Raw genomic sequence first — 26,939 nt, forward strand, 5'->3', positions numbered from 1 at the left:
GTGTGAGCACTTCACAAAAACACTTCAATGGTAAGGAGGTGATCCAACCGCAGGTTCCCCTACGGTTACCTTGTTACGACTTCACCCCAGTCATGAATCACAAAGTGGTAAGCGCCCTCCCGAAGGTTAAGCTACCTACTTCTTTTGCAACCCACTCCCATGGTGTGACGGGCGGTGTGTACAAGGCCCGGGAACGTATTCACCGTAGCATTCTGATCTACGATTACTAGCGATTCCGACTTCATGGAGTCGAGTTGCAGACTCCAATCCGGACTACGACGTACTTTATGAGTTCCGCTTGCTCTCGCGAGGTCGCTTCTCTTTGTATACGCCATTGTAGCACGTGTGTAGCCCTACTCGTAAGGGCCATGATGACTTGACGTCATCCCCACCTTCCTCCGGTTTATCACCGGCAGTCTCCTTTGAGTTCCCGACCGAATCGCTGGCAACAAAGGATAAGGGTTGCGCTCGTTGCGGGACTTAACCCAACATTTCACAACACGAGCTGACGACAGCCATGCAGCACCTGTCTCAGAGTTCCCGAAGGTACTAAAGCATCTCTGCTAAATTCTCTGGATGTCAAGAGTAGGTAAGGTTCTTCGCGTTGCATCGAATTAAACCACATGCTCCACCGCTTGTGCGGGCCCCCGTCAATTCATTTGAGTTTTAACCTTGCGGCCGTACTCCCCAGGCGGTCGATTTAACGCGTTAGCTCCGGAAGCCACACCTCAAGGGCACAACCTCCAAATCGACATCGTTTACAGCGTGGACTACCAGGGTATCTAATCCTGTTTGCTCCCCACGCTTTCGCACCTGAGCGTCAGTCTTTGTCCAGGGGGCCGCCTTCGCCACCGGTATTCCTCCACATCTCTACGCATTTCACCGCTACACATGGAATTCTACCCCCCTCTACAAGACTCTAGCTGACCAGTCTTAGATGCCATTCCCAGGTTAAGCCCGGGGATTTCACATCTAACTTAATCAACCGCCTGCGTGCGCTTTACGCCCAGTAATTCCGATTAACGCTTGCACCCTCCGTATTACCGCGGCTGCTGGCACGGAGTTAGCCGGTGCTTCTTCTGTCGGTAACGTCAATCGTTGATGATATTAGCATCAACGCCTTCCTCCCGACTGAAAGTACTTTACAACCCTAGGGCCTTCTTCATACACGCGGCATGGCTGCATCAGGCTTGCGCCCATTGTGCAATATTCCCCACTGCTGCCTCCCGTAGGAGTCTGGGCCGTGTCTCAGTCCCAGTGTGGCTGATCATCCTCTCAGACCAGCTAGGGATCGTCGCCTAGGTGAGCCATTACCCCACCTACTAGCTAATCCCATATGGGTTCATCCGATAGCGCAAGGACCGAAGTTCCCCTGCTTTGCTCCTAAGAGATTATGCGGTATTAGCCACCGTTTCCAGTAGTTATCCCCCTCTATCGGGCAGATCCCCATACATTACTCACCCGTCCGCCGCTCGTCAGCGAGAAGCAAGCTTCCCCTGTTACCGCTCGACTTGCATGTGTTAGGCCTGCCGCCAGCGTTCAATCTGAGCCATGATCAAACTCTTCAATTAAAAGTAGTCTGATGCTCAAAGAATGTCTTACTGACCGTAACGTTCTTTTGTTCGGCTAACTTTGTCAGCCGCACATCGCTTCACCTCGCCGTACCTAAGTACTGTCTCGGCTCATCGCTGCTTGCTTTCGCGTTACCCTTCCAAAATAAGCGTTACTACCTTATTTCATATATATGAATTAACGTGTTAGTCACTCTTCAAGACTTTAAAATCAAATATTTTTTGATAGTGTCTTGTGAGTGCCCACACAGATTGTCTGATAAATTGTTAAAGAGCGTTGCGACTTTATCTTTCGATATTAACCGTTTAGGTCGTTGTCGCGAGGTGGCGTATAATACGCTTTCCTCATCGAGAGTCAAGCTTTTTTTTCGCTTATTCTTTTCAGAATCTCTCGCTGCCTTCGTAATGCCTTTTGGGTTATCCCCTTTGGGCTTGCCATCACATTTCGTGTCAGCTCATCGTCGGTCAGTGGAGGCGCATTATAGGGAGTCAGAAAATTCTAGCAAGTGTTTTTTTAAAAAAATTTTTCAGTTGCTGATATATCACCCAAAACGCCTATTTTTTGATATTTTTAACCGCTTTAGGCAGTTCTGCGATGCTTTCTATGACTAAATCAGCAGCTGCGATAGCTTCATCAGTTACTGTTTCACCACTTTTAACGAGAATAGTTGTACCAACATTTGCCGCTTTACCCGCTTGCATGTCTGCGAGCTTATCGCCAACCATAATAGAAGATGCCATATCAATATTCAGAAATGCTTGCGCGTCTAATAACATTCCTGGTTTTGGTTTACGGCAATTACAGTCTTGTCGATATTCCTCTTCTTTCGCATCTGGGTGATGCGGGCAGAAATAGATACCATCAAGATCAACACCACGGTCTGCCAGAGACCAATCCATCCACTCGGTTAGCTGCATAAAGCTATCTTCAGAATAAATGCCTCTACCGATACCTGACTGGTTAGTGACAACAACTAATGCATAACCCATGTTTTTTAATTCAGCCATCGCTTCAATTGCACCATCAATAAATTGAAAGTCATCTATTTTATGTACATAGCCATGGTCAATATTGATTGTGCCATCTCTATCTAAAAAGATCGCAGGTATACCTTTGCTCACCGATTCACTCCTCAAACTAAATGTACTTTTAGTATCTCATGAAAAGAAAATAAATGAGAATAGAATAAATAAATCAAACTTTATTGACTTAGACGTCTAGACGCCTTAACATCCAAGCATATTAGATTTAGATATCTAAAAATTGATTCCTATATATTTAGAAGAAATAAATGATAAAGCTCTCAAATATTAATAAAGTTTTCCAACAAGGAAGCCGTAACATTCAGGCACTCACTAATATTAGCCTGCACGTTCCTGCTGGGCAAATTTATGGCGTGATTGGCGCATCAGGTGCAGGCAAAAGTACACTGATTCGTTGTGTAAACATGCTTGAGCGCCCAACATCAGGCCAAGTCATTGTTGATGGGCAAGACTTAAGTGCCTTACCTGAAAAAGCGTTGACGAAAGCTCGCCGTGGTATTGGCATGATTTTCCAGCACTTTAACTTATTATCATCACGAAATGTATTTGACAACGTGGCTCTTCCACTTGAATTAGATAATACACCTAAAGAAAAAATTAAAACTCGCGTCGATGAATTACTTGAGCTTGTTGGCTTAACCGATAAAAAGGATGCTTATCCTGCTAATTTATCCGGCGGTCAAAAACAACGTGTCGCTATTGCACGCGCTTTAGCAAACTCACCAAAAGTTTTATTGTGTGATGAAGCAACTAGTGCACTTGATCCAGCAACAACACGTTCTATTCTTGAATTATTGAAAGATATTAACCGTCGTTTAGGATTAACAATCTTATTGATCACCCATGAAATGGATGTAGTGAAACGTATTTGTGATCAGGTCGCCGTGATTAGCGGTGGTCAATTAATAGAACAAGATAAAGTGAGTGAAGTATTCTCTCACCCTAAAACACCAGTTGCTCAAGAATTTATCAAATCTACGTTGGTTATTGATATTCCTGACGACTATAAAGCGCAATTAAAAAGCGAACCTAGTGCAGATTTATCGCCATTATTAAAATTAGAATTTACAGGTCAATCTGTTGATGCCCCGTTAATTTCTATGGCGGTTCGTAAATTTGACATTGATATCAACATATTGAGCTCTCAAATTGACTATGCAGGCGGCGTGAAATTTGGTGTTATGTTAGCTGAATTGCATGGTGTTAATGGTGGAGTTGAAGCAACAATTGAATTTTTGAAAGAGCATCATGTCAAAGTAGAGGTTTTAGGTTATGTCTGAGGGAATGATTTCACTGCTTATATCGGGAACGATTGATACTATTATTATGACTTTCGTTTCGGCAATCCTCGGTTTTATCATGGGCGTACCAACTGGCGTTCTACTGTATGTGACTCGTAAAGGGCAAGTCATGGAAAATAAGGCGCTATATGCTGTCATTTCAGCGATAGTGAATATTTTCCGTTCGATTCCATTTATTATTCTTTTAGTTTGGATCAGCCCATTTACTAAATTCTTAGTTGGCTCTGCAATTGGTATTGAAGGAGCGATTGTTCCACTAACTGTCGGTGCGATCCCATTTATCGCTCGTATGGTTGAAAATACCTTATTAGAAGTTCCAAGCGGTTTAATTGAAGCTTCAAGAGCGATGGGAGCAACACCACTGCAAATTATTCGCAAAATTCTGTTACCTGAATCATTACCGGGGATCATCAATGCAGCAACTATCACACTCATTATGTTAGTTGGTTATTCTGCGATGGGTGGTGCTGTCGGTTCAGGTGGTTTAGGTCAGATAGCAATGCAATATGGTTATTACACCTATAACCCATTAGTCATGAATACCGTACTTGTGTTGTTAATTATCTTAGTATTCATCATACAATTTACCGGTGAATATTTAATGAAAAAAGTGTCACATAAATAGTCCGTAAAATAGCAGCGCCATTGAGGTGCTATAAAGAAAGCGTTTAAGGGGTATATCTATGTCTATTAAGTTAAAATCTATCGCAGTTGTTGGCGCGCTATTAGGCACATTAGCACTTACTGGTTGTGGTCAAAAAGAAAAAGATCCAAATAGCATCAAAGTTGGCGTTATTATGGGTAAAGAGTTAGAAGTTGCTGAAGTTGCACAGAAAGTAGCAAAAGAAAAATACGGCTTGAATGTTGAATTAGTTGCTTTCAATGACTTTGTACTGCCAAATGAAGCATTAAGTAAAGGTGATATCGATGCAAACGCATTCCAACATAAGCCTTATCTTGATCAGCAAATTAAAGACAGAAACTATAAGCTGACCCCTGTAGGTAATACGTTTATTTACCCTATCGCAGCTTATTCTAAACAAATTAAATCGGCCGATGAACTGGCAGATGGCTCACAAGTGGCATTACCTAACGATCCAACTAACCTTGGCCGTTCACTGCTACTGTTACAAAAACAAGGCTTAATCAAACTGAAAGATGGTACAGGCCTAATGCCAACAATTTTGGATATTGTTGAAAATCCAAAAGGCTTAAAATTTGTTGAATTAGAAGCTCCTCAATTACCACGTGCACTTGATGATCAAAAAATTGCATTAGCTATCATCAACACGACATGGGCAAGTAGTGCAACGCCTAAATTAACCCCTGCAAAAGATGGTTTGTTTGTAGAAGACAAAGATTCTCCATATGTGAATATTATTGTTGCTCGTGATGACAATAAAGATAATGAAAATGTGAAGAAATTTGTTCAAGCATATCAATCAGATGAAGTAGCTAAGAAGGCTGATGAGGTCTTTGATGGTGGTGCAGTTAAAGGTTGGTAATCTTTTTTATTAGTTAAAAAATGATTAATATACTAGGTGGTGCAATGCCACCTAGTATTTTTTGCATTATACATACTATAAATAATTCAAGGTGCGTCTAGGCGATTCGTGTTTTTAAGCACAGACAACGACTTGAAATACGACCAGTATAAAGACAACACATAGCAACTGTATTTCCCCAAGAGCTACTATAAGAAAGGAAAAACTTATGAGATTGTTATTGCTCACCCTCGCTACTTTTATTTTAGCTGGGTGTGGAATGAATCAATACATTCATCAGGGCCAAAATAAAGGCTTCACAAGTATGAAGCTATCTAAACCAGTGCCAAAGAAAGTCGCTGAACCAAATACCGCTAATGTAAAATTAATGAATAGCCCTGAAGAGTTATTAGGGATGCCATTTAAAGATTTAGGGGTTGTTTCTGGCGAATCGTGTCGTGAAAGTATCAAAAGCCCACCCGCCAACTTAAATACGGCTAAAAAAAGCATGTTAACACAAGCAGCTTATATTGCAGCTGACGCTGTACTGCTACATCAGTGCCAGACCTTAGCATCACCCGGTTGCTATCAAGCAACAATTTGTGAAGGTAGCGCAATACAAATTGTTGAATAATAATTATATGCAATCATTCGAGTGTAATGTTATAGGGCATATCGAATCACCCTATAAAGAAAAGTTTGCCATTCCACGCCAACCTGGGCTTGTACCAGGTGGCTCGGGACGTCTACATTTGCATTCACCATATAATGATCCGAATTCAGTGAGGGGACTCACTCAATTTAGTCATATCTGGGTTTTATTTATTTTTCATCAAACAATGCAAGGAGGCTGGAAACCTTTAGTCCGCCCTCCTCGGCTTGGTGGCAATGAAAAAATGGGGGTTTTTGCGACACGTTCTACTTTTCGCCCTAACCCTATTGGTATGTCGCTGATCGAATTAAAAAATGTCATAGTTAAAAACAATCAAGTTATTTTAGAGCTAGGTAGCTTGGATTTGGTAGATGGTACTCCTGTTATTGATATCAAACCTTATTTGCCTTTTGCTGAATCTATTGCAACAGCAAAAGCCGGCTTTGCACAAGATGCGCCATCAGATGATATGCAGGTTATTTTTCTTCCTCAAGTTCAGCAAGATTTAGTCAAATACCAGCAAAGCTATCCAGGTCTTAGCGAATTTATTCAACAAGTTCTTATGCAAGATCCTCGACCTGCCTATAAAAAGCATGGTACTAATGAACAACGTGATTACGCCGTTCACTTATTGGATTTTAATATTCGTTGGCGAGTTATTGATAGTGTGACGGAAGTATTCGCTATCGAACCTTATGAAAAAACCGTTTAACCCCTTTTGACAAAGCTCGGTCACTGATAAACTAACCGTTTATCATGTTGCTTAGCAACCTAGATTGATTTTGGCGAATACATATATTCGCCATAACCCGTTGTTCTAATGGAACCTATACAATGCGTACTAGCAAATATCTGCTCTCAACACTAAAAGAGACTCCTGCTGATGCGGAAGTTATCAGCCATCAGCTGATGCTTCGTGCAGGAATGATCCGTAAACTTGCATCTGGTCTTTATGACTGGCTACCGACTGGTGTCCGTGTTCTACGTAAAGTCGAGAATATCGTCCGTGAAGAAATGGAAAATGCGGGCTCAATTGAAGTGTCTTTACCCGTAGTTCAACCCGCAGATTTATGGCAAGAAAGTGGTCGTTGGGAACAATATGGCCCTGAATTACTACGTTTTACTGATCGTGGTGAGCGCCCATTTGTTTTAGGTCCAACTCATGAAGAAGTCATTACTGATCTAATTCGTAATGAAATCACTTCATACAAACAACTCCCATTGAATCTATTCCAAATTCAAACTAAGTTCCGTGACGAAGTACGCCCACGTTTTGGGATCATGCGTTCACGCGAATTTATCATGAAAGACGCTTACTCTTTCCATACATCTCAAGAATCATTACAAGAAACGTATGATGCAATGTATGAAGCGTATAGCAAAATCTTTACCCGTATTGGCTTTGATTTCCGTCCTGTTCAAGCTGACACAGGTTCAATTGGCGGTAGTGCCTCCCATGAATTCCAAGTGTTAGCTCAAAGTGGTGAAGATGATATCGTTTTCTCGACTGAATCTGATTTTGCAGCCAACATTGAACTCGCAGAAGCCGTTACACCACTGACTTCACGTGCGGCTCCAACTGAAGAAATGCGTTTAGTTGATACACCCAACGCGAAAACTATTGCTGAATTAGTTGAACAGTTTAACTTACCAATTGAAAAAACAGTTAAAACACTGATTGTTCGTGCTAAGAAGGATTCAGGTCATACACTCGTTGCTCTACTGATCCGTGGTGATCACGAGCTAAACGAAGTCAAAGCAGAAAAACACCCACTGATTTCTAGCCCATTAGAATTTGCCTCAGAGGAAGAAATCAAAGCAGCAATTAAAGCTGCTCCAGGCTCTCTTGGTCCTGTGAATATGCCATTGCCAATGGTCATTGACCGTAGTGTTGCTGTGATGAGTGATTTCGGTGCTGGCGCTAACATCGATGGCAAACACTACTTTGGCATTAACTGGGAACGTGATCTTGCGCAGCCAGAAACATTCGATTTACGTAATGTAGTCGAAGGCGATCCAAGCCCTGATGGTAAAGGCACGTTACTCATTAAACGCGGGATCGAAGTTGGCCATATATTCCAATTAGGGACTAAATATTCGGAAGCGATGAAAGCCTCTGTTCAGAATGAAGAAGGCCATAACCAAATCGTGACTATGGGCTGCTATGGTATTGGTGTAACCCGTATTGTTGCCGCCGCTATTGAGCAAAGCCATGATGAACGCGGTATTATTTGGCCTGATGCGATAGCGCCATTCCACGTTGCGATTTTGCCGATGAATATGCACAAATCATACCGTGTCAAAGAAGTGGCAGAGAAATTATACGCTGACTTAAAAGCACAGGGTATTGATGTCATTTTTGACGATCGTAAAGAACGCCCAGGCGTTATGTTTGCTGATATGGAATTGATCGGGGTGCCATATACCATCGTTATTGGCGATCGTAATTTAGACAATAACCAAGTGGAATACAAAGCTCGCCGTAGTGACGAAAAATCACTTGTTGGCTTAGATAATGTTATCAGCTTCTTAAAAGAGAAACTGGGCAAATAATTTAATCTGCTATTTTTACTTGCCCAACCTATTTATATTAAAGACAAATAGGTTGGGCTATTTATTATAAGTCCAAATAAGTTGCTAACTGATACCCTCTATCCCTAATTGCTTGCTTAAGCCCTTTTCCAGTTAAAACCTCTAACTCTGTCAATCTCTGATATGCATATCCACTCATCAATAAATCGTTATCAATAAATGCTGGATGGCACATAATCTCTATAGATTGATATCCCTGTTTTGTTGATCTGTCGAGTATACTCAAAAACAGCGCCTCTGAAACTGAACTAGGTTCACCATAAAAATCAGGTGAAAAATAATCAGTACTACGAGGAATATTCAATATATTTTCAGTACTGTTATGTTCGTGGTAAACCCGCAAGGGTATTCCCTTTTGATTGGCAAATTCAGCAATTAATGGAAAAAGCTGTGCAATCATATGTATATGGTGATGGCTATCTATATGACTTGGTGGGCGACCAAAAACATCATTAAACCGTTGATATTGAGCATTCAACTCTGCCATTATTTCATCTAAAGGTAATAGCCCCTCTGCTTCCAATTCCCACAGCCATTTACCTAATTTACCTTCACGGGTTAAGGTAGGCATTACAGTAAGAGGCTTACCGGTAGTTAATACAAAGTGCATTCCTATCGCCAAGGTGGGTACTTGGATGGCAAGTTCCGCTGCGTGTTGAATATTTTGCATATTCATCATCGCTGTCGTTGATGTCACAACACCATAACGGTGTGCATCAACAATTCCATAATTAACCGATTTAGATAATCCAAAATCATCAGCATTAATAATTAATAAAGAGGGCATATCCCATTCCTATTAAGCTCCAGAGACAATTTTTTCCTGTTCGATATATTTAATGGCTTCAGCAAAATTCGGTAAATAATATTTATGCGCTAGGAGAAGATCTTTCGCCATCTGGCGTGCATCATTATCGGAATTAATAAGAGGATTTAAATTCATGGCTAATAAAATTTCATTGAAATCCCCATTGATTGCTGCATGAGTTGTTGCTATTTCATACTCTTTAATTGCATAAATCAATCCTAATACTTTTTCGTCAAAATACGTGATCCTTTCACTCGGTATTGCACCATCACGACCTAATTTACTGGTTACCTCAATCACCCAATCGGCTGGAATATTATTTATATGGCCATAATGAGGAATATTAACATAGTGCTCCGTTTGCTTATCATTATAAATAGCATTGATAACTTCACAGGCTGCATCTGAATAATAGGCACCGCCACGAGACTCTAATTGCTTGGGTTTTACTTTTAATTCAGGATCTTTATACAGCTCGAAAAGTTCTTTTTCTAATTTTTGTACGACTTGCGCTCGTGTGCCCTCTTTATAAAACTCTGCCATTTCAATAACTAACATTTCTTTATGTTTAAAATAATACTGTAAGTATGAACATGGTATCAGTTTCAAAGCACTTAATAGTCCACTATCAAAAGGTAACCCTGTAATATTTTTTACTGAATTAGTGCTATATGCCTTTGATATGATGCCATTCAATACTTCATCAAATCGAGAAACACCATCAACAGTAATATTTTTAATGAATACCATATGGTTTAAACCAAATAAATCTATCGATAGCTGGTTTTCTTTTGTTAAACCTAATACATCTGTAATGAACATTTTCATACCAATCGGGACATTACAAACACCAATAAAACGTTTGAAATTAGTGTGCCGATAAACAGCTTCTGTCAACATTCCAGCAGGATTGGTAAAATTAATAATCCACGCATCTGGACATAGCTCTTCTACATCCTTAATTATGTCAAAAATGACAGGGATTGTGCGTAGTCCTTTAAATAAACCACCAGCACCATTTGTTTCTTGCCCTAAATAGCCATAACTTAGTGGGATCACTTCATCTTTTTCTCGTGCTTTTAATAACCCAACCCGAAATTGTGTCGTCACAAAGTCTGCATCTTTTAATGCTTGCTGACGATCTAATGTTTTATACAGTTTAAGTGGTATATTCGCATTCTTTATCATCCGTAAACTTAATTCATAAATAATATCTAGCTTTTCCTGTCCTTCTTCAATATCAACTAACCATAATTCACTAATAGGTAAATCATGATAACGTTTAATAAAGCCTTCAATTAATTCAGGTGTATAACTACTACCACCACCAATAGTCACCACTTTTAATTTTTTGCTCATGTGTGTTCAGACCTCACTAATGAAATTTAGATATAGTAAGTTATAATTAAGTTGAAATATAAACAGGGAATACAATAAATAATATAATTTCTTTATTTAATCTATATACTCTAAATAATTCGAGATTCATCTAGGTGACAGACGGGGAGCATAGATGAACTATGTGACTCGGCTAGCTGAGCGTAGTCAACAACCCTGCACCTTGAAATATGACGAGTATATTAGCCACTTTGTAAACTCTTTCTATACTCACTCGGAGTTAATGTTGTTGCTTCCTTAAATTTTTTCACAAATAAACTCGGACTGCTATAACCTGATTCAAAAGCAATATCAGTTATAGAGTAATTAGTTATCTCTAGTTGTTTTTTTGCAAAATTTATTCGAATACTATTGATAATTTGCATTGGCGTTTTACCGTAATAACGCTTTGTTGCTCGTGTTAAATACTCTTGAGACTTCCCTGTTATTGCAATCATGTTTTCCAATGCATTTTCATTGAACATCGCTATTTCATGCATTTCTTCAATTGTATTTTTTAACCATTGAGGTGTGTCATCTTGCACTTTTTTCTCTCTATAATGACGTAAACGATTAACAACGTTGAAAGTAACAATCTCAATAAATTCATTAAATTCATTTCCTCTAAAGTTTAATGAAGCTATTACTGATTCGATATAAGCCATAAATTCATTTTTCAAAGCATAAGATTGAGAAGCAACAAAGAATGAAGGCAATAAAGGTGAAAAATACTCCTCAAAAAATGTTTTTTTGATTCCAACGTTTAAAATTCTTGTTGCGCCAAACTCATAAAAACTTTCGTGATTTGAACCAATAGGTAAAAAAACAAATTCCCCTCTTTCTAATAACACTTTTCTGCCGTTAACATTTTGGTAATAACGCCCTGTAAGAACAATCGTATACTCGTAATAATCATGTTGATGCAGCCCTGTAGCACTTTCTGTTTTATTATAAATAACCACATGAAAATCCTTATCATTAAAAATATCATTTTCATAGACAGTTTTAACATCCATATTAGAATTGTTTGTGCTTATTATTGGCTGCATCATACACCCCCTAATCAAGAGTTTATTTTTTTATAGAGCTCAATGAACTCCGTTACCAATTCTTTGGCTAGCATCGTGTTCATTAAGTGATCTTGAGCGTGAGCTAAAATCAAACTCACTTTAATTTTCCCTTCACCCATATCAGTTTCAATCATTTTAGTTTGAACTTTATGTGCGTCACTCAATGCTAATTTTGATTGTTCCATTAACTCAGCAGCTTCAAGATATTGACCTTTTTTCGCTTGCTCTAACGCTTTATAAGCAAAACTTCTTGCCTTACCTGAATTAATAATGAGACCCATAACAATTTCTTCAAGATCATCAAAAGATAAATTTCCATTATTATCTAAATCAATCATAGCTTCCTCATTTATTATTAAACATTACCGGCCAATTAAAACTGTAATGCTTTTTTAGTTTCTTCTTCGCTTTCTTCTTTATTCGTCGTCACTTGGGCTTTATTAGCAATTATTACAAACGGTAAATAAACTAACGTTGCAATACCAAGGTTAAATAAAGCTAAAAGTAAAGCTGCAAAACTGCCATTTGTATTAAAGAAAGCCCCTAATCCAGTTGGCATTGTCCATGGTCCGATATTCGTGATAGGCGGAATAATCCCCATATAATAGGCAATTACAGTGATCGCCAATAATATAGGTTGAACAAAAACAAATGGGATAAACATAATAGGATTCATTATGATAGGAATACCAAATACCATAGGCTCGTTAATTTGAAATATTGATGCAGGTAATCCTAGTTTTGCAACTTGTCGATAATCAGCACGGCGTGAAGCAATGAAGATAGCAATAATTAATCCAAGAGTAGCCCCTGATCCTCCAAGAAATACATAAGAATCAAATAAGGGTTTGGCCCATAAGTGGAATGTTTTCCCTGCTGCAAGTGCAGCTTCAACAGAGCCATATTCATGATATAACGCCACGTTTTCTATCGCCCATGGTGTCATTATCCCTGAATCTAGCGCTGTTAACGCCAAAGCACCATGAATACCAAAGAACCATAGTAGTGTACAAAAAATGGTATAAGCCCATCCAACAATGCCGCCAAGAGAAGCTAATGGTTTTGATATACCATCCATGATTAATTGATGGAAATTAGTTGTGATCCCTGCCAAGCTCCATGCAATAACCCCCATAATCAATAAAATGATAAAACCTGGAATTAATGCAGAGAATGAGCGACTAACTGCGCTAGGTACTGTGCTAGGTAATGTAATAACCCAGTTACGACGAACAATAAACGTAAATGCTTCAGCAACAACCAAGCCGATGATCATACCCGAAATGATATTCGCACCGCCTAACCAATTTGCACCTATTGCATAATTACCATTCACATCAAATGGAGTAACAGTAACAAATGCTGCAATAGCAATAACCCCTGCGGCTATAGGATCAACTTTGCGTTCTTCTGCTAATGCCATACTGATAAAGAAAGGTGTCATTAAAGACATGATCCCTAATGTACCATTATAAACATTACCACCAATCCCTTTAAATTTATTTAAAGATTCTATTGCTTCAGGTGAAATATGAATGCCAAGAGAATAAAAAAAAGAACCTTCACCAAAGCTAAGAAAAACGTTATTTATCAAAACGAATAATGCCCCAATTAATACCAAAGGCATTAATTTAATAAAACCATTTTTTATTGCATTTATATGTGGTTGATTTCCTAGTTTTATAGCAACTGGAAGTAATACCTTTTCAAGTGACGTGAGCATATGATTCATAGAATATCCTTAGATACTTTAATCACATATCTTGTTTGTATGAAATAAGACAACCATAACAAATAGATAACGAATTTAATTTATTTAAAATTAATATTTATTGACTAGATTTATTTTTTATTGCTGCTACTGCTGACTTTAGTACTCCCAATCCATCGACTTTGCCATAGAGTACAGAATCAATAACCTCTACAGGCTTAGTGGGTAGGAGCTTCTGGATTTCAGAACATTTCCATGCTATTTGAGGACCAAGTAAAACAAGATCTGCATCAATTCCCTTTTCTGTCACAAGTGTTTCAGAAAATGCCTCTATAATAACTGGAACATCATATTTTTCAGCTTGTTGTCTCATTTTTGATACAAGAAGAGATGTTGACATTCCAGCTGAGCAAAACAAATAAATAAGCTTTTTTTCCACAATAAACCCCTCGTTCATCCGTCTGCTTTAAATACCGATTAACTGCCGTATATATCATTATATTTTTATATTCTATAATTTAACCTTGATTGCTTTTAGTTGAATCGAGTATACGTAATCCCCCTTAATATGAATATTTCACCACTATCTATAATTGTTTCTCATTGACCAACAGCTATGACCTTCTTCACATTTCTTATAAATAACTTATTAATATAAGCAAGCAATTAATAACAACTAGAGAGTATCATTAATGGTTATTATTTGATTTTATATTCTATTTAAGGATTAATTGGTAGTTTTTTAACAAAAAAAGCCAATTTCATATGAAATCGGCTTTAAAATAAGAATATATAGAAAATATTAATTTATTTACAAGAACTCGACTTATCAAACATTATTTGCCCCGTTTGCACTAATGCTGGGTCAAATTGACCATCCTCCATCGAAGGACGAATAGTATAATAACCTTCTATTTCAGCATAAACAGGTGTTCCACCTGTTACGCCTGTCGCACTATAACCTTTTTCAAGCTCTAAACCTGATGCGCTATAAGTACGACCTGTTTTACATTCAGTGAAAGTCGCAGCATCTGCGAGATAACGATATTCACCCACTTTTTTAGTTGAGGTTACTTGGTTTAACGTATAGTTTAATTGCGATTCAATTTTGTTACCTTCTTGGTCAAGAAGGATCATTGATTTATCATCTGCGGATGGTAAGAAGTAACTGCGTTCGCCATTCGCATTGGTCATACGCAATTTTTCACCATCTTTTGCCCATGAGCCAGTTTCATAAAAAGTTTGGTTACCATCACGGGTATCTAAATAAACCAATTGCTCTACATAAGTGCCATCTTGATTAACGAGTAATGTTGCCTCAATTCCAGAGCAGTCTGCACAAGGCAATGTTCCTGTATAAGCTCTATCGATATAAGTCACGTTAGGTTGTTTTGCTATTGTTTGGCAACCCGCGAGTGTTACTACACCTGCCGCCATTAATGCTAATAATAGTGATTTTTTCATTACCTTTATCTCCTAACCATTCCATTATTATAATTTTAGTCTATACATTAATGATAACATTTTACGCCAATAAAAATATTATCATGACTATATTTCGGATTTTCCTGACATCTTGAACAAAATAGAGTCACTCGCGAACAAGAATTTATTTATTTAAGTCATCGCTGATTATTGTTCTTAAAATTACTGTGCTATTATCCTATTAAGCATGTGATGCTTAGTGAAAATATACTCTAAATAATTCGAGGTATAGCTAGGCTGCAAGTAAGCAAATCACTAGGAGCCTACACCAATAGGTGACTAGTGCGAGTGAACGCCAGCAATAATGCTACAACTCGAAGTATGACGAAGGCGGCAATAACCGCCACTAACACAGTGGTGAGGGAATATGTCTACAGATACTGAATATCAACCTATCAATTGTGATGATTACGAATATCTTGAAATCGCTTGTCAGCGCCAGTTAAAACTTGAGATTAAACTTCATGGCGGCGAAATCATCGAGGGTAAAGCCAGCGATTTGCTCTTGCGTAAAAAAGTTGAGTATCTCATTTTAGAGACTCAAGAAGGCACAAAAGAGCTTCGATTGGATCACATCAACACCTTCAGTCATCCTGAGATCGGCACAATTGTTGTCGATAGCTCTCACTAAAGCTCATACACTATTGAGTCCTTCAGCGCCCCTTATGAACATCCCTGTCGTAAGGGGCTTCTTATTTTATTGACTACTTAAGTTGATATTCATCGAATTTGTCCCAATGAAATGCAACGCCCACTTGCTCATTGTCCACCAACCCTTCGGGGGTAATAAAGCATCCAACAGCAGTAATCAATTGTTCATTGTAATAAATCAGTGGTGTTCGCTCACGCATCCAAGGAGAGATACCTAATTCTTGCCAGATCTTCTTACTGCTTCTGGAATGCATTCTACCGACAATTTTATAAGTACCCTGCAAACCAAAGCGTACAGTCACCTTTTCCGTTGGCATGGGCGGGCGAATTTGCCCTTCATCAACCATAACATTCAAAGTGCCTAGCGCTTCAGGTAACATAAATGGTTGCGGGTAATGCCATGTAAATTGTTGCCCGAGTAAGCTGTTAATACGACGTACAATCCACAACGCTCCTTGATACCGCCGAATATCGACATTGCCGAGCTGACAAATAGGTTCCGCATCTTGCCTTGCCAATGCGACTTCCAGCCAAATACGCTGTAATTGATTGAAAGGTGGCATCGATAATTGATGCAGTGCCATCCAGCGACGTAATAACGCATTACGTTTTGCTTGCGTGCAATCATGTAGACCATCAATAAATAAACCGCCTCGATAGTCCATCATTTCATCGAGTGAATCTTGTAATAGCTCATCAAGTAACGCTTCTTGCTCAGCACATAACGACGCACTACGTGAAACTGCTTTTGCAAAATATGGCCAACGCTGTGCTAATGTCGGCATAACACGCAATCTTAAAAAGTTACGGTCATAGCGATCATCTTGATTACTGTCATCTTCAACCCAAATAAGTTTTTCTTTAGCCGCGTATATTTCTAAATCATTGCGAGATACTTCCAGTAAAGGCCTCAATAGCCACGTTTGACCAATTGTTGCATTAAAATTTAAAGATTCGGGCATTGAGGAAAGCCCTGCGGGTCCACTCCCCCGTTTCAAAGCTAATATGAAAGTTTCAGCTTGATCATCTAAATGTTGAGCTGTCACTATAATTTCATTTTCAGCAAGTTCATCACGATAGGCTTGGTAACGCGCTTCCCGAGCAGCAGCTTCAATACCATTTTTAGTGGGATCAACCGTAACACGATAACAAACAAAAGGAATTCCCCATTGATGACATAACTCCAAACAATGCGTTTCCCACTCATCGGCTTTATTATTTAAGCCATGATGGATATGGATCGCTCTAATTTCTAGTTCAGGAAGTTGCTGCTGTTTCAATTGATATAACGTGTGAAGTAGAACCGTTGAATCAACACCACCACTAAGTCCAACAAGTATTTTTCTAAAATGACCAATTTTGTTGAATACATGTTCAACGATGGTTTGCGATGATTTCATCATTATTCAGACCTTCTCTATTGTTTACCGCGACCCACACACAACACACCAGAAATAATCACTAGCAGTACTCCTACGATATACGCAATTTCAAATGGATCACTTAAAATCATCACTAACCACAGTACTGACAAGACCGGTGATAAAAATACAATTGAAGCAATTTTTGCGGAATGCCCAGTATTCATAGCTTTAAACCACAAAATATAAGAGACGCCATTAATCAATACGCCATTAATGATAGTTGGCCAGAATGCAGCTTTAGAGGGTAATTTTATTTCGCTAAACATAAGCAGCAAGACTAATGAGGTTAATGTAGAAAATATAAATAACCAGACGGTGCTAATATAAGGATCTATTGAGTACTGTCTAGAGAATACCGACATTAGTGCAAAGCAAAATGCACCACTAAACACAAGTAACAACGCAATCGGATTTTCTACTTGTAGCTGTGTCAAATGGCCTTTTGTAAAAGTAATAATGACAGCAATAAAACCAATGATCACACCGACAATTTGTCTACCCGCTAACTTGTCTTTCAGTAAAATAACAGATAGCAAAATAATAATTAAAGGCCAACTATATTGAATGACTAGAACAGCAATGCCATTCTCAATCGAGTAGCCGTAATACAGTAACAAATAAAAAAGACAGTCTAAAAAACCAAGCACAAACACTTTACACAACATGTTTTTAGGTAGAATAAATAAGTTAGCAGGCCGATAACCAGCGCATAAAGCGACACAAATAACTGAAATAGCAGAAATAAAGTTAGACCAAAACAAAAATTGAAAACTATCCAACCCATTTTGCCCAAAGCGCGAAACAATAGGAATAAAACTCCAAATCAACACACATAAAAATGCGTAGATTAAATAGTTATACTGACGCATGGTCACCCTTCATATTTTCTGCAACCAATAAAAACGGGAGCTGGCTTTTACCTAACTCCCGTTTTTCCGGCACTAATCAATAATGATTAGCAATAGCCATATTCCATCAAACGTTGGTAACGACGATTCTTTAGTGCTTCTTGATCTAATTCAAGCAGCTCATTTAGATCTTCCTCGATACGTGCTTTTAAAGAAGCCGCAATTTCATCATAGTTACGATGTGCGCCACCTAATGGCTCTGTCACAACATTATCAATCAGTTTCAGCTCTTTTAAGCGAGGAGCCGTGATCCCCATAGCTTCTGCTGCTAATGGTGCTTTATCAGCGCTTTTCCAGAGAATAGAAGCACAACCTTCTGGAGAAATCACTGAGTAAGTGCTGTATTGCAACATGTTTACTTTATCACCAACACCAATTGCTAATGCCCCACCTGATCCGCCTTCACCAATAACGGTACAAATCACAGGAACAGATAAACGAGACATCTCACGTAAATTGCGAGCGATAGCCTCTGATTGTCCACGCTCTTCAGCACCTACACCAGGGTATGCGCCAGGGGTGTCGATAAACGTAATTATCGGCAAGTTGAAGCGCTCAGCCATTTCCATTAAACGTAATGCTTTGCGATAGCCTTCAGGTGCAGGCATACCAAAATTGCGGCGAATTTTTTCTTTCGTTTCACGCCCTTTCTGATGGCCTATAACCATAACGGGTAGACCATTTAAACGCGCAATACCACCGACAATAGCTTTATCATCTGCATAAGCGCGATCGCCCGCTAATTCCTGAAAATCAGTAAATATACGAGATATATAATCTAACGTATAAGGGCGACGTGGGTGACGAGCGAGTTTAGCAATTTGCCAAGCACCCAGATCAGAGAAAATTTTACGTGTCAGCTCAAGACTTTTTTCACGTAAACGAGCAACCTCGTCATCTAGGTTGACTTCTAAATTGTTGTCTTGACGGCTAACTGCGGTCAGCGAATCAATTTTCGCTTCCAGTTCAGCAATTGGCTGTTCAAAATCAAGAAAATCCAGACTCATAATATTCCTATTTTAGTCAAATTCTAATTCTACCTGCTCATTACCCAGCAGAGTTCGCAGAGAATTCAGAAGGGCATCAACGGGTGTTACACGCCAAACAACACCAAATTTAAGCTTGGCTCTGGCGTCATCCTTCTGATAATACAAATGAACCGGAATCGTTCCTGAACGATGGGGTTCAAGAGTGCTGCGAAGTCGGTTCAGCAACTGGTCGTTAATTTGTTTGTCTGACAGTGAAATAGCAAGCCCTCGTGCATATTTTTCCCTTGCTTCACTAATGTCCATCAACTCCCGCACTGTCATTTTATTACCACCGTTGAAATCATCAAAGCTGACCTGACCAGTGGCAATCAGGATACTGTCTTTTTCCAGCAAATGCTGGTATTTATCTAGTGCGTCTGAAAATAGCATAATATCCAGACGACCGGAACGATCATCAAGCGTACAAATACCGATTCGATTGCCACGCTTAGTGGTAATAACTTTAGATGAAAGAACTAAACCTACCACAGTTGTCACTTGACCACGAGGGGTTGGGTTCACATCTTTTAATCTTAAACCGTTAGTATAGCGCTCAATCTCACTTAAGTATCGTGTTATTGGATGTCCAGTTAAATAAAGCCCCAATGTTTCACGTTCGCCATCAAGTACAACTTGTTCAGGCCATTTCGGTACACTTGCATACGAACTTTCTACTTGCTCAGGTGCTTCAGCCAGCACACCGAACATATCAGCTTGCCCAATAGCTTCTGCTTTCGCATGTTGATCGGCGGCTTTTAATGCATCTTCAAGCGAAGACATCAGCGCCGCGCGATGTGGACCCAATTTATCAAACGCCCCTGCCATGATCAGTTTTTCCATCACACGGCGGTTAATTTTTTTGATATCAACTCGAGCGCAAAGATCGAAAATCTCTTTAAAGATCCCTCCTTTTTGGCGGGCTTCTATAATAGCTTCGATTGGGCCTTCACCAACCCCTTTGATTGCACCAATACCGTAAACAATTTCACCTTCATCATTAACGTGGAAATGATACTGACCACAATTAATATCTGGTGGTAACACTTTTAACCCCATCCGCCAACATTCATCGACAAGACCAACCACTTTTTCAGTGTTATCCATATCGGCGGTCATTACCGCAGCCATAAATTCGGCTGGGTAGTGGGCTTTTAGCCATAATGTTTGATATGAAACCAGTGCATAAGCTGCTGAGTGTGATTTGTTAAATCCATAACCGGCAAATTTCTCTACCAAGTCAAAGATTTTCATCGACAGCTCGCCATCAACACCATTTTTGATGGCGCCTTCTTCAAATACAGAACGCTGCTTCGCCATCTCTTCAGGTTTCTTTTTACCCATTGCACGACGCAACATATCGGCGCCGCCTAATGTATAACCTGCAAGAACCTGAGCAATCTGCATAACCTGTTCTTGGTATAAGATAATACCGTATGTTGGCTCTAGAACAGGTTTTAATGACTCATGTTGCCATTGTACATCAGGGTATGAAATCTCTTCACGCCCATGTTTACGGTCGATAAAGTTATCTACCATCCCTGATTGTAATGGGCCTGGGCGAAATAGTGCCACCAAAGCGATCATGTCTTCAAAACAGTCTGGGCGTAACCGCTTGATCAGATCTTTCATACCACGGGATTCCAACTGGAATACCGCTGTCGTTTCTGAACGTTGCAACATGTCAAAACTTTTTTGATCATGTAGAGGGATCGCAGCAATATCAATAGGCTCTAAATTTTTCTTTGCTCGCCTTGGGTTGATCATTTCCAACGCCCAGTTAATGATCGTCAGCGTACGCAATCCCAAAAAGTCAAATTTAACTAAACCCGCATATTCGACATCGTTTTTGTCAAATTGAGTAACAGGGTTGTTCCCTTCTGCATCGCAATATAGGGGAGCAAAATCCGTGATCTTGGTTGGCGCAATAACTACGCCACCTGCGTGTTTCCCCGCATTACGGGTAACCCCTTCAAGCTTACGCGCCATATCAATGAGCGCTTTAACTTCTTCATCTGCTTCATAGATTTCAGGAAGCTGAGGTTCTGCTTCAAATGCTTTATCCAGCGTCATCCCTGGATCAGGTGGGACTAATTTAGAAATCCGATCTACAAAGCCATATGGATGACCCAGTACTCGACCAACATCACGGATAACCGCTTTTGCTGCCATCGTACCGAAGGTAATAATCTGTGATACCGCATCACGACCATACATCTGTGCGACATGATCAATGACCTGATCACGTTTCTCCATACAGAAGTCAACGTCAAAGTCAGGCATCGAAACACGTTCAGGGTTTAAGAAGCGTTCGAAGAGAAGATCAAACTCTAACGGATCCAGATCGGTAATTTTCAGTGCATAGGCAACTAAAGAACCTGCACCCGAACCTCGCCCTGGCCCTACAGGTACACCATTGTCTTTTGACCATTGGATAAATTCCATCACGATCAGGAAGTAACCAGGAAAACCCATTTGGTTGATTACGTTTAGCTCGACATCTAAACGTTCATCATATTCAGGTCGTCTTTCCGCTCGAACTTTTTCATCAGGAAATAAAAATTCAAGGCGCTCTTCAAGCCCTTCTTTCGAGCGCATCACTAAAAAGTCTTCTGTTTTCATATCCCCTGTTGGGAACTGAGGTAAGAAGTATTCACCTAGGCGAATAGTAACATTACAACGCTTAGCAATCTCTACACTGTTTTCTAAGGCTTCAGGAATATCAGCAAATAATTCACACATCTCTGCTTCAGTGCGTAAATATTGCTGAGGACTATAATTTTTAGGTCGTTTAGGATCTGATAAAGTAAAACCATCATGAATGGCAACGCGAATTTCATGAGCGTCAAAATCACTGCTCTCAATAAAACGCACATCGTTAGTCGCCACGACAGGCAAACCACGCTGAGTCGCAAGCTCTACCGCAGCATGTAAATAGCTTTCTTCATCCGGCCTTCCCGTTCGTATTAGTTCGAGATAATAACTATTCGGGAAATGGGTTTCATAGAACGCTAAACATTCCTCAACAAGCGCCTGATTGCCTCGCAATAAAAATTGCCCAACATCGCCTTTTCGTCCACCGGACAGTAGAATTAAACCCGCTTTGTGTTTAACTAACCAATCGCGATGGATAGTCGGGCCTATCGCACCATAACCTTTTTGGTAAGCTTCTGAAATTAGTAATGTTAAGTTTTGATAGCCTTCATTATTACGTGCTAAGACGGTTAGATGCGCTATCTCATCGCCCAATTGTTCACTTTCAACAAAGAAATCAGCCCCAATAATAGGCTTGATCCCTGAACTGTGCGTCGCACCATAAAACTTCACTAACCCGCAAAGGTTAGTAAAGTCAGTAATAGCGAAAGCAGGCATCCCCATTGCTGCCACTTTTTTGACTAATGGGCCAGTTTTCGCTAATCCATCAATCATGGAATAGTCGCTATGAACGCGTAAGTGAATAAAACGAGGTTCAGCCATCTAATTTATACTCAGTCTTTCGCTGCTAATGCACGGCGCACTGGCGCAAAACTCGTACGATGAAATTTTGTTGCGCCATGTTGAGCCAATTTTTCTAAATGATAAGCCGTTGGATAGCCTTTATGTTTCGCAAAGCCATATTCAGGATAAGTTTTATCTAGCGCCACCATTTCTCTGTCCCTAACGACTTTAGCTAAAATCGAGGCAGCACTGATTTCTTTGACCAAGCTATCACCTTTGACCACCGCCTGTGAAGGCATTGATAATTTAGGGCAGCGATTTCCATCCACTAAAACAAAATCAGGTGTGATGCTTAAACCTGCAACGGCTCGTTGCATCGCTAACATAGTGGCATGCAGGATATTGATCTCATCAATTTCTTCTGGCTCAGCTCGGCCTATACACCAGCACAATGCCTTTTCTTGGATCTCAATAAATAACTGCTCGCGTTTTTTTTCTGTGAGTTTTTTTGAGTCAGCTAACCCGATAATGGGTTTATTAGGATCCAAAATGACCGCGGCAGTAACAACCGCACCTACAAGTGGGCCACGCCCAACTTCATCAACGCCAGCAATTAAGTTGGCTTCCGGGTATATAAAATCCATTAATTTCTAACCAAGTCCAAAACAGCATCAGCCGCTTGCCTATCCGCATCACAGCGGATCAACTGGTGAAGCTGTAAAAATGTTGCTTTTAACTGCTCAACCTGTTCGCCACCTTCTAATAACGGCATTAATTGCTGGGCTAATTTCTCAGGCTGACACTCTTCTTGCAGCAGTTCTTTGATAATTTCTTTTCCTGCTAACAAATTGGGCAGTGAAACATAAGGCGTTTTCACTAAACGTTTTGCTAACCAAAAGGTAAAGGGCTTCATTCGATAGCCAACCACCATCGGACATTTTGCTAACATACACTCTAACGCCGCAGTCCCAGAAGCTAATAATGCTGCATCCGCTGCTATCATCGCATCTCTAGCTTGACCATCTAATAAATGAATTTTCAGCTCTGGAGCGACCTGCTGACGAATAGTTTCAAATTGTTCGCGCCGCTTTTGATTGACCAACGGTACAACAATATGTAATTCGGTAAAATGTTGATTGAGAATGGCCGCGGTTTTTAAAAAATCCGCACTCAACATCTCCACTTCTGAATGCCTGCTTCCGGGTAAGATAGCTAAACATTTTGCATTATCAGGTATACCAAGACGTTGCCTTGCTGCTAATTGGTTCACTTGAAGTGGAATTGCGTCCGCCATAGTATGCCCAATAAAACGACAAGGCACATTAAAACGGTCATAGAATGCTTTTTCAAACGGTAAAAAGGCTAGCACCAAATTCGTGGATCGACCAATTTTAAATACCCGTTTTTGCCGCCACGCCCATACTGATGGGCTAACGTAATGAATAGTTTTAATACCTTTTGATTTTAATCGCCCTTCGAGCGTGATATTAAAATCAGGTGCATCAATACCGACAAAAATATCAGGTTGCAGTTGTGTAAAACGTTCAGTTAAATCTTTACGTATAGACAATAACCGAGGGAGGCGCCCTAAAACTTCAACAACCCCCATCACTGCAAGTTCTTCCATTTCATACCAAGCTTCACAGCCTTCAGCTTGCATTAAAGGTCCCGCAACACCGACAAAACGTGCATCAGGAACCTGCTCTTTTAATGCTCTGATAAGCCCTGCACCCAGTATATCGCCGGATGTTTCGCCAGCGACAAGGCCAATAGTCAGTGGGCGATTATGATCCGCCAAAGTTCTCTCCTTAATATACTCGCCATACTTTTTAAGTTGCAGCGTTTCGCATTAAGATAGGATGACTACACTCACTCGCGCCAGTCACATAATTTTCTATGCTTCTAGCGACGCATTGGTTTGTCGCCTCACTGCACCTTGTGTTATTTAGAGTATCGGCCCTGATTTCGCTATTTTTATTTAACGAATAATACCACGGTTAGATTCTGCTGAATCTTCTAAGAAATCACTAAATACCTTCACATGCGGGTTTGCTAGTGCAAGCTGAGCAATTTCACTACGTGCATCTTCCAGTGACTTACCTGATCGATAAAGCACTTTATAAGCATTACGGATAGCATGGAGTGACTCTTTATCAAAACCTCGACGCTTCAGGCCTTCAATATTTAAGCCATAAGGTGTCGCATGGTTACCCTGAGCGATAACATAAGGTGGAACATCTTGTGCAACACCTGAGCAACCGCCGACCATAACATGAGCACCTATTTGACAGAATTGGTGAACCGCCGTCATTCCACCAATAATGGCAAAATCACCGAGTGTAACGTGTCCGCCCAAGGTGCCATTATTAGCAATAATGCAGCGATTACCAATGATGCAGTCATGAGCGATATGTGCATTAACCATTAATAAGTTGTCATCACCCACTTTGGTCAAACCACCACCTTGAGTTGTACCGCGGTGGATTGTCACACTTTCTCGAATACGGTTTCTATCGCCGACTTCGACACGTGTAGGTTCACCTTGATATTTCAAGTCTTGGTTTGCTTCGCCAACTGAAGCAAACTGATAAATCACATTATCACGACCAATTTTTGTATGGCCGTTGATAACAATGTGAGATTTGAGCTCAGTGCCTTCGCCTATTTCAACGTTAGCGCCAATATAACAAAAAGGGCCAATACGAACATTGGCACCGATAATAGCTCCATCTTCAACAATGGATGAGGGATGAATACAGGCTGTTTTATCAATCATATCAGACCTCACGGCGACGGGCGCACATCATTTCTGCTTCGCAGGCCACTTCTCCATCAACTTTTGCAACACCTTTAAAACGCGCAACGCCTCGACGTTCTTTAATAAACTCTACTTCGAGGATCATCTGATCTCCCGGTAACACAGGGCGCTTGAAGCGAGCGTTATCGATCGCAGCAAAATAATACAGCTCACCAGGTTCCAATTTCCCTACGCTTTTAAACGCAAGAATCCCCGTTGCTTGTGCCATTGCTTCCAGAATCAAAACACCTGGAAAAATTGGCTTGCCGGGAAAATGGCCTTGGAAAAATGGCTCGTTGAATGAGACATTTTTTACTGCACGTAGGGATTTCCCTTTTTCGAAATCCAATACACGGTCAACCAAAAGGAACGGGTAACGGTGCGGAAGCAGTTCTAAAATCTCTTCAATGTTCAGAGTATGATTATCACTCATCGAAATACTCTTCCTGTCTATTAATTCAATTTAATTAACGAATCGGCCTGCTTTAACCATGAAGTTAGGTTAACTGGCAGGCCGGAAAAACGTAACTCAGTCGGTTATTTTAACCTGAATTACAAAATGATTACTGATTTTTTTGAATTTGGCTATCTAATTCACGCTCAACTGTTTTCAAGCGCTTATTCATTTCATTGATATTTAACACTAAAGCTGCTGTTTTACGCCATGTTTTATTAGGCTGTAAAGGTATACCCGAAGAGTATACGCCAGGCTCAGTAATTGGTCTCATGACCATACCCATACCTGTGACGGTCACCTTATCGCAGATCTCCATATGACCGTTAATCACACTCGCACCACCAATCATACAATAACGGCCAATTTTCAAACTTCCCGCCATGATGACCCCACCCGCGACGGCAGTACCTTCACCAATGGTTACGTTATGTGCTATCTGACATTGATTATCAATAATAACATTACTACCAATAACCGTATTATCTAATGCGCCGCGATCGATAGTGGTACATGCACCAATCTCGACATGATCACCAATAATGACGGTGCCAAGTTGCGGGATTTTAACCCATTTACCACGGTCATTTGCGTAGCCGAAACCATCAGAACCAATAACAGTACCTGATTGGATCAAACATTGCTCTCCAATTTCAATATGATGGTAGATGCTAACATTTGCCCATAAGCGGCTACCCGCACCAATACGCGTGTTTTTACCAACAAAGCAACCTGCACCGATGACAACGTTATCACCAAGCACCACACCGCTTTCAATGACGGCATTTGCACCAACCGCAACATTGCTACCTAATATCGCATCCTCAGCAATCACAGCTGACGCATGAATATTTTCTGCGGGACTTGGAGTGGTATCCATTATTTGAGCCATGCGTGCATAAGCCAGATATGGATTATCAACAACCAAAGCTGCAACTTTGCAAGCTTCTAGGTCTTTCGCTGTTAGGACTACAGCAGCCGCCTGACATTCAGCTAATTTATCGCTGTAACGGCTATCAGACAGGAAGGTAATTTGTTGATTGTTTGCTGAATACATCGGAGCAATACCGGTGATGACAATATCGCCATCACCGTGTAACTGTGCATTCAACTGCTGAGCAAGATCAGCTAATCGAATTGAAGACAT

General features: G+C 40.2%; 24 protein-coding genes and 1 rRNA gene. 7 read left to right on the plus strand and 18 right to left on the minus strand.

Annotated features, from left to right (window positions below; all coding sequences use genetic code 11):
- Window positions 1–31: 31 nt before the first annotated feature.
- Together JI723_RS15615 and gmhB are read right to left on the minus strand one after the other, a co-directional pair.
- A 16S ribosomal RNA gene (locus JI723_RS15615) occupies window positions 32–1,571 on the minus strand.
- A 555-nt stretch (window positions 1,572–2,126) separates the two neighbouring features.
- Entirely contained in the window at window positions 2,127–2,693 is a 567-nt protein-coding gene (gene gmhB, locus JI723_RS15620; RefSeq protein WP_070927399.1) for a D-glycero-beta-D-manno-heptose 1,7-bisphosphate 7-phosphatase, read from the minus strand.
- Between the two features lie 170 nt (window positions 2,694–2,863).
- Here gmhB and metN point away from each other — a divergent pair, with 170 nt between their 5' ends.
- The 6 genes from metN to proS all read left to right on the plus strand — a co-directional run bounded on the left by metN (window position 2,864) and on the right by proS (window position 8,605).
- Complete coding sequence (gene metN / locus JI723_RS15625) at window positions 2,864–3,895, plus strand: methionine ABC transporter ATP-binding protein MetN (protein ID WP_272580641.1); 1,032 nt, start codon at window positions 2,864–2,866, stop codon at window positions 3,893–3,895.
- The gene (gene metI, locus JI723_RS15630; protein WP_070927394.1) at window positions 3,888–4,541 is read left to right on the plus strand and encodes a methionine ABC transporter permease MetI; all 654 of its coding nucleotides are present in this window, start codon (window positions 3,888–3,890) and stop codon (window positions 4,539–4,541) included. Before metN ends, metI begins: the two co-directional genes overlap by 8 nt.
- A gap of 58 nt (window positions 4,542–4,599) precedes the next feature.
- Complete coding sequence (locus JI723_RS15635) at window positions 4,600–5,421, plus strand: MetQ/NlpA family lipoprotein (RefSeq protein WP_070927392.1); 822 nt, start codon at window positions 4,600–4,602, stop codon at window positions 5,419–5,421.
- A 208-nt stretch (window positions 5,422–5,629) separates the two neighbouring features.
- Complete coding sequence (gene rcsF, locus JI723_RS15640; protein ID WP_070927390.1) at window positions 5,630–6,034, plus strand: Rcs stress response system protein RcsF; 405 nt, start codon at window positions 5,630–5,632, stop codon at window positions 6,032–6,034.
- Between the two features lie 7 nt (window positions 6,035–6,041).
- Entirely contained in the window at window positions 6,042–6,764 is a 723-nt protein-coding gene (gene tsaA, locus JI723_RS15645; protein WP_319067371.1) for a tRNA (N6-threonylcarbamoyladenosine(37)-N6)-methyltransferase TrmO, read from the plus strand.
- 122 nt (window positions 6,765–6,886) lie between these two features.
- Window positions 6,887–8,605 (plus strand): proline--tRNA ligase, encoded by a 1,719-nt coding sequence (gene proS / locus JI723_RS15650; protein ID WP_070927387.1) that lies wholly within the window; start codon window positions 6,887–6,889, stop codon window positions 8,603–8,605.
- A 64-nt stretch (window positions 8,606–8,669) separates the two neighbouring features.
- Here the strand turns inward: proS and chbG are convergent, their stop codons facing one another.
- The 7 genes from chbG to nlpE form a co-directional block, all read right to left on the minus strand.
- Entirely contained in the window at window positions 8,670–9,431 is a 762-nt protein-coding gene (gene chbG / locus JI723_RS15655; protein WP_272580643.1) for a chitin disaccharide deacetylase, read from the minus strand.
- Between the two features lie 12 nt (window positions 9,432–9,443).
- Window positions 9,444–10,811, minus strand: coding sequence for a 6-phospho-beta-glucosidase (locus JI723_RS15660; RefSeq protein WP_272580644.1), 1,368 nt, complete (start codon window positions 10,809–10,811; stop codon window positions 9,444–9,446).
- A gap of 221 nt (window positions 10,812–11,032) precedes the next feature.
- Window positions 11,033–11,878 carry a transcriptional regulator ChbR gene (chbR, locus tag JI723_RS15665; protein ID WP_404826938.1) on the minus strand — a complete coding sequence of 282 codons (846 nt, stop codon included), beginning with the start codon at window positions 11,876–11,878 and terminating at the stop codon, window positions 11,033–11,035.
- Between the two features lie 14 nt (window positions 11,879–11,892).
- Window positions 11,893–12,237, minus strand: a complete 345-nt coding sequence (gene chbA, locus JI723_RS15670; RefSeq protein ID WP_070927378.1) for a PTS N,N'-diacetylchitobiose transporter subunit IIA — start codon at window positions 12,235–12,237, stop codon at window positions 11,893–11,895.
- Window positions 12,238–12,272: 35 nt separating this feature from the next.
- On the minus strand, window positions 12,273–13,631 hold the full coding sequence (gene chbC, locus JI723_RS15675) for a PTS N,N'-diacetylchitobiose transporter subunit IIC (protein WP_140180494.1): 1,359 nt from the start codon (window positions 13,629–13,631) through the stop codon (window positions 12,273–12,275).
- 97 nt (window positions 13,632–13,728) lie between these two features.
- Window positions 13,729–14,049, minus strand: coding sequence for a PTS sugar transporter subunit IIB (locus JI723_RS15680; RefSeq protein WP_070927402.1), 321 nt, complete (start codon window positions 14,047–14,049; stop codon window positions 13,729–13,731).
- Window positions 14,050–14,417: 368 nt separating this feature from the next.
- Entirely contained in the window at window positions 14,418–15,074 is a 657-nt protein-coding gene (nlpE, locus tag JI723_RS15685; RefSeq protein WP_140180492.1) for an envelope stress response activation lipoprotein NlpE, read from the minus strand.
- Between the two features lie 388 nt (window positions 15,075–15,462).
- Between nlpE and rof the strand changes: the two genes are divergently transcribed.
- Complete coding sequence (gene rof / locus JI723_RS15690; protein WP_070927372.1) at window positions 15,463–15,726, plus strand: Rho-binding antiterminator; 264 nt, start codon at window positions 15,463–15,465, stop codon at window positions 15,724–15,726.
- A 73-nt stretch (window positions 15,727–15,799) separates the two neighbouring features.
- On the opposite strand, the gene tilS is transcribed toward rof, so the two are convergent.
- The 9 genes from tilS to lpxD form a co-directional block, all read right to left on the minus strand.
- Window positions 15,800–17,149, minus strand: coding sequence for a tRNA lysidine(34) synthetase TilS (gene tilS, locus JI723_RS15695; RefSeq protein WP_070927369.1), 1,350 nt, complete (start codon window positions 17,147–17,149; stop codon window positions 15,800–15,802).
- Window positions 17,150–17,163: 14 nt separating this feature from the next.
- Window positions 17,164–18,039 (minus strand): DMT family transporter, encoded by an 876-nt coding sequence (locus tag JI723_RS15700; protein ID WP_272580646.1) that lies wholly within the window; start codon window positions 18,037–18,039, stop codon window positions 17,164–17,166.
- Between the two features lie 86 nt (window positions 18,040–18,125).
- Window positions 18,126–19,085 carry an acetyl-CoA carboxylase carboxyl transferase subunit alpha gene (gene accA, locus JI723_RS15705; protein ID WP_070927366.1) on the minus strand — a complete coding sequence of 320 codons (960 nt, stop codon included), beginning with the start codon at window positions 19,083–19,085 and terminating at the stop codon, window positions 18,126–18,128.
- Between the two features lie 12 nt (window positions 19,086–19,097).
- Complete coding sequence (gene dnaE / locus JI723_RS15710; RefSeq protein ID WP_140180490.1) at window positions 19,098–22,580, minus strand: DNA polymerase III subunit alpha; 3,483 nt, start codon at window positions 22,578–22,580, stop codon at window positions 19,098–19,100.
- Between the two features lie 11 nt (window positions 22,581–22,591).
- Window positions 22,592–23,185, minus strand: a complete 594-nt coding sequence (gene rnhB / locus JI723_RS15715; RefSeq protein ID WP_070927364.1) for a ribonuclease HII — start codon at window positions 23,183–23,185, stop codon at window positions 22,592–22,594.
- Window positions 23,185–24,339, minus strand: a complete 1,155-nt coding sequence (lpxB, locus tag JI723_RS15720) for a lipid-A-disaccharide synthase (RefSeq protein ID WP_070927362.1) — start codon at window positions 24,337–24,339, stop codon at window positions 23,185–23,187. The genes rnhB and lpxB overlap by 1 nt, the downstream gene beginning before the upstream one ends.
- 180 nt (window positions 24,340–24,519) lie before the next feature.
- Window positions 24,520–25,317 (minus strand): acyl-ACP--UDP-N-acetylglucosamine O-acyltransferase, encoded by a 798-nt coding sequence (lpxA, locus tag JI723_RS15725; RefSeq protein WP_070927360.1) that lies wholly within the window; start codon window positions 25,315–25,317, stop codon window positions 24,520–24,522.
- A 1-nt stretch (window position 25,318) separates the two neighbouring features.
- Window positions 25,319–25,771, minus strand: a complete 453-nt coding sequence (gene fabZ, locus JI723_RS15730) for a 3-hydroxyacyl-ACP dehydratase FabZ (protein WP_004916757.1) — start codon at window positions 25,769–25,771, stop codon at window positions 25,319–25,321.
- A gap of 130 nt (window positions 25,772–25,901) precedes the next feature.
- On the minus strand, window positions 25,902–26,939 hold the full coding sequence (gene lpxD, locus JI723_RS15735) for a UDP-3-O-(3-hydroxymyristoyl)glucosamine N-acyltransferase (RefSeq protein WP_070927358.1): 1,038 nt from the start codon (window positions 26,937–26,939) through the stop codon (window positions 25,902–25,904).

Origin of the sequence: Providencia manganoxydans (assembly GCF_016618195.1) — a bacterium.
Lineage (GTDB): Bacteria > Pseudomonadota > Gammaproteobacteria > Enterobacterales > Enterobacteriaceae > Providencia > Providencia manganoxydans.

Excerpts from the sequence above, each read along its gene's own strand:
- metN (WP_272580641.1), top strand. The coding sequence starts at position 2,864 with ATGATAAAGCTCTCAAATATTAATAAAGTTTTCCAACAAGGAAGCCGT.
- metI (WP_070927394.1), top strand. The coding sequence starts at position 3,888 with ATGTCTGAGGGAATGATTTCACTGCTTATATCGGGAACGATTGATACT.
- JI723_RS15635 (WP_070927392.1), top strand. The coding sequence starts at position 4,600 with ATGTCTATTAAGTTAAAATCTATCGCAGTTGTTGGCGCGCTATTAGGC.
- rcsF (WP_070927390.1), top strand. The coding sequence starts at position 5,630 with ATGAGATTGTTATTGCTCACCCTCGCTACTTTTATTTTAGCTGGGTGT.
- tsaA (WP_319067371.1), top strand. The coding sequence starts at position 6,042 with ATGCAATCATTCGAGTGTAATGTTATAGGGCATATCGAATCACCCTAT.
- proS (WP_070927387.1), top strand. The coding sequence starts at position 6,887 with ATGCGTACTAGCAAATATCTGCTCTCAACACTAAAAGAGACTCCTGCT.
- chbG (WP_272580643.1), bottom strand. The coding sequence starts at position 9,431 with ATGCCCTCTTTATTAATTATTAATGCTGATGATTTTGGATTATCTAAA.
- JI723_RS15660 (WP_272580644.1), bottom strand. The coding sequence starts at position 10,811 with ATGAGCAAAAAATTAAAAGTGGTGACTATTGGTGGTGGTAGTAGTTAT.
- chbR (WP_404826938.1), bottom strand. The coding sequence starts at position 11,878 with ATGCAGCCAATAATAAGCACAAACAATTCTAATATGGATGTTAAAACT.
- chbA (WP_070927378.1), bottom strand. The coding sequence starts at position 12,237 with ATGATTGATTTAGATAATAATGGAAATTTATCTTTTGATGATCTTGAA.
- chbC (WP_140180494.1), bottom strand. The coding sequence starts at position 13,631 with ATGAATCATATGCTCACGTCACTTGAAAAGGTATTACTTCCAGTTGCT.
- nlpE (WP_140180492.1), bottom strand. The coding sequence starts at position 15,074 with ATGAAAAAATCACTATTATTAGCATTAATGGCGGCAGGTGTAGTAACA.
- rof (WP_070927372.1), top strand. The coding sequence starts at position 15,463 with ATGTCTACAGATACTGAATATCAACCTATCAATTGTGATGATTACGAA.
- tilS (WP_070927369.1), bottom strand. The coding sequence starts at position 17,149 with ATGATGAAATCATCGCAAACCATCGTTGAACATGTATTCAACAAAATT.
- JI723_RS15700 (WP_272580646.1), bottom strand. The coding sequence starts at position 18,039 with ATGCGTCAGTATAACTATTTAATCTACGCATTTTTATGTGTGTTGATT.
- accA (WP_070927366.1), bottom strand. The coding sequence starts at position 19,085 with ATGAGTCTGGATTTTCTTGATTTTGAACAGCCAATTGCTGAACTGGAA.
- dnaE (WP_140180490.1), bottom strand. The coding sequence starts at position 22,580 with ATGGCTGAACCTCGTTTTATTCACTTACGCGTTCATAGCGACTATTCC.
- rnhB (WP_070927364.1), bottom strand. The coding sequence starts at position 23,185 with ATGGATTTTATATACCCGGAAGCCAACTTAATTGCTGGCGTTGATGAA.
- lpxA (WP_070927360.1), bottom strand. The coding sequence starts at position 25,317 with ATGATTGATAAAACAGCCTGTATTCATCCCTCATCCATTGTTGAAGAT.
- fabZ (WP_004916757.1), bottom strand. The coding sequence starts at position 25,771 with ATGAGTGATAATCATACTCTGAACATTGAAGAGATTTTAGAACTGCTT.
- lpxD (WP_070927358.1), bottom strand. The coding sequence starts at position 26,939 with ATGTCTTCAATTCGATTAGCTGATCTTGCTCAGCAGTTGAATGCACAG.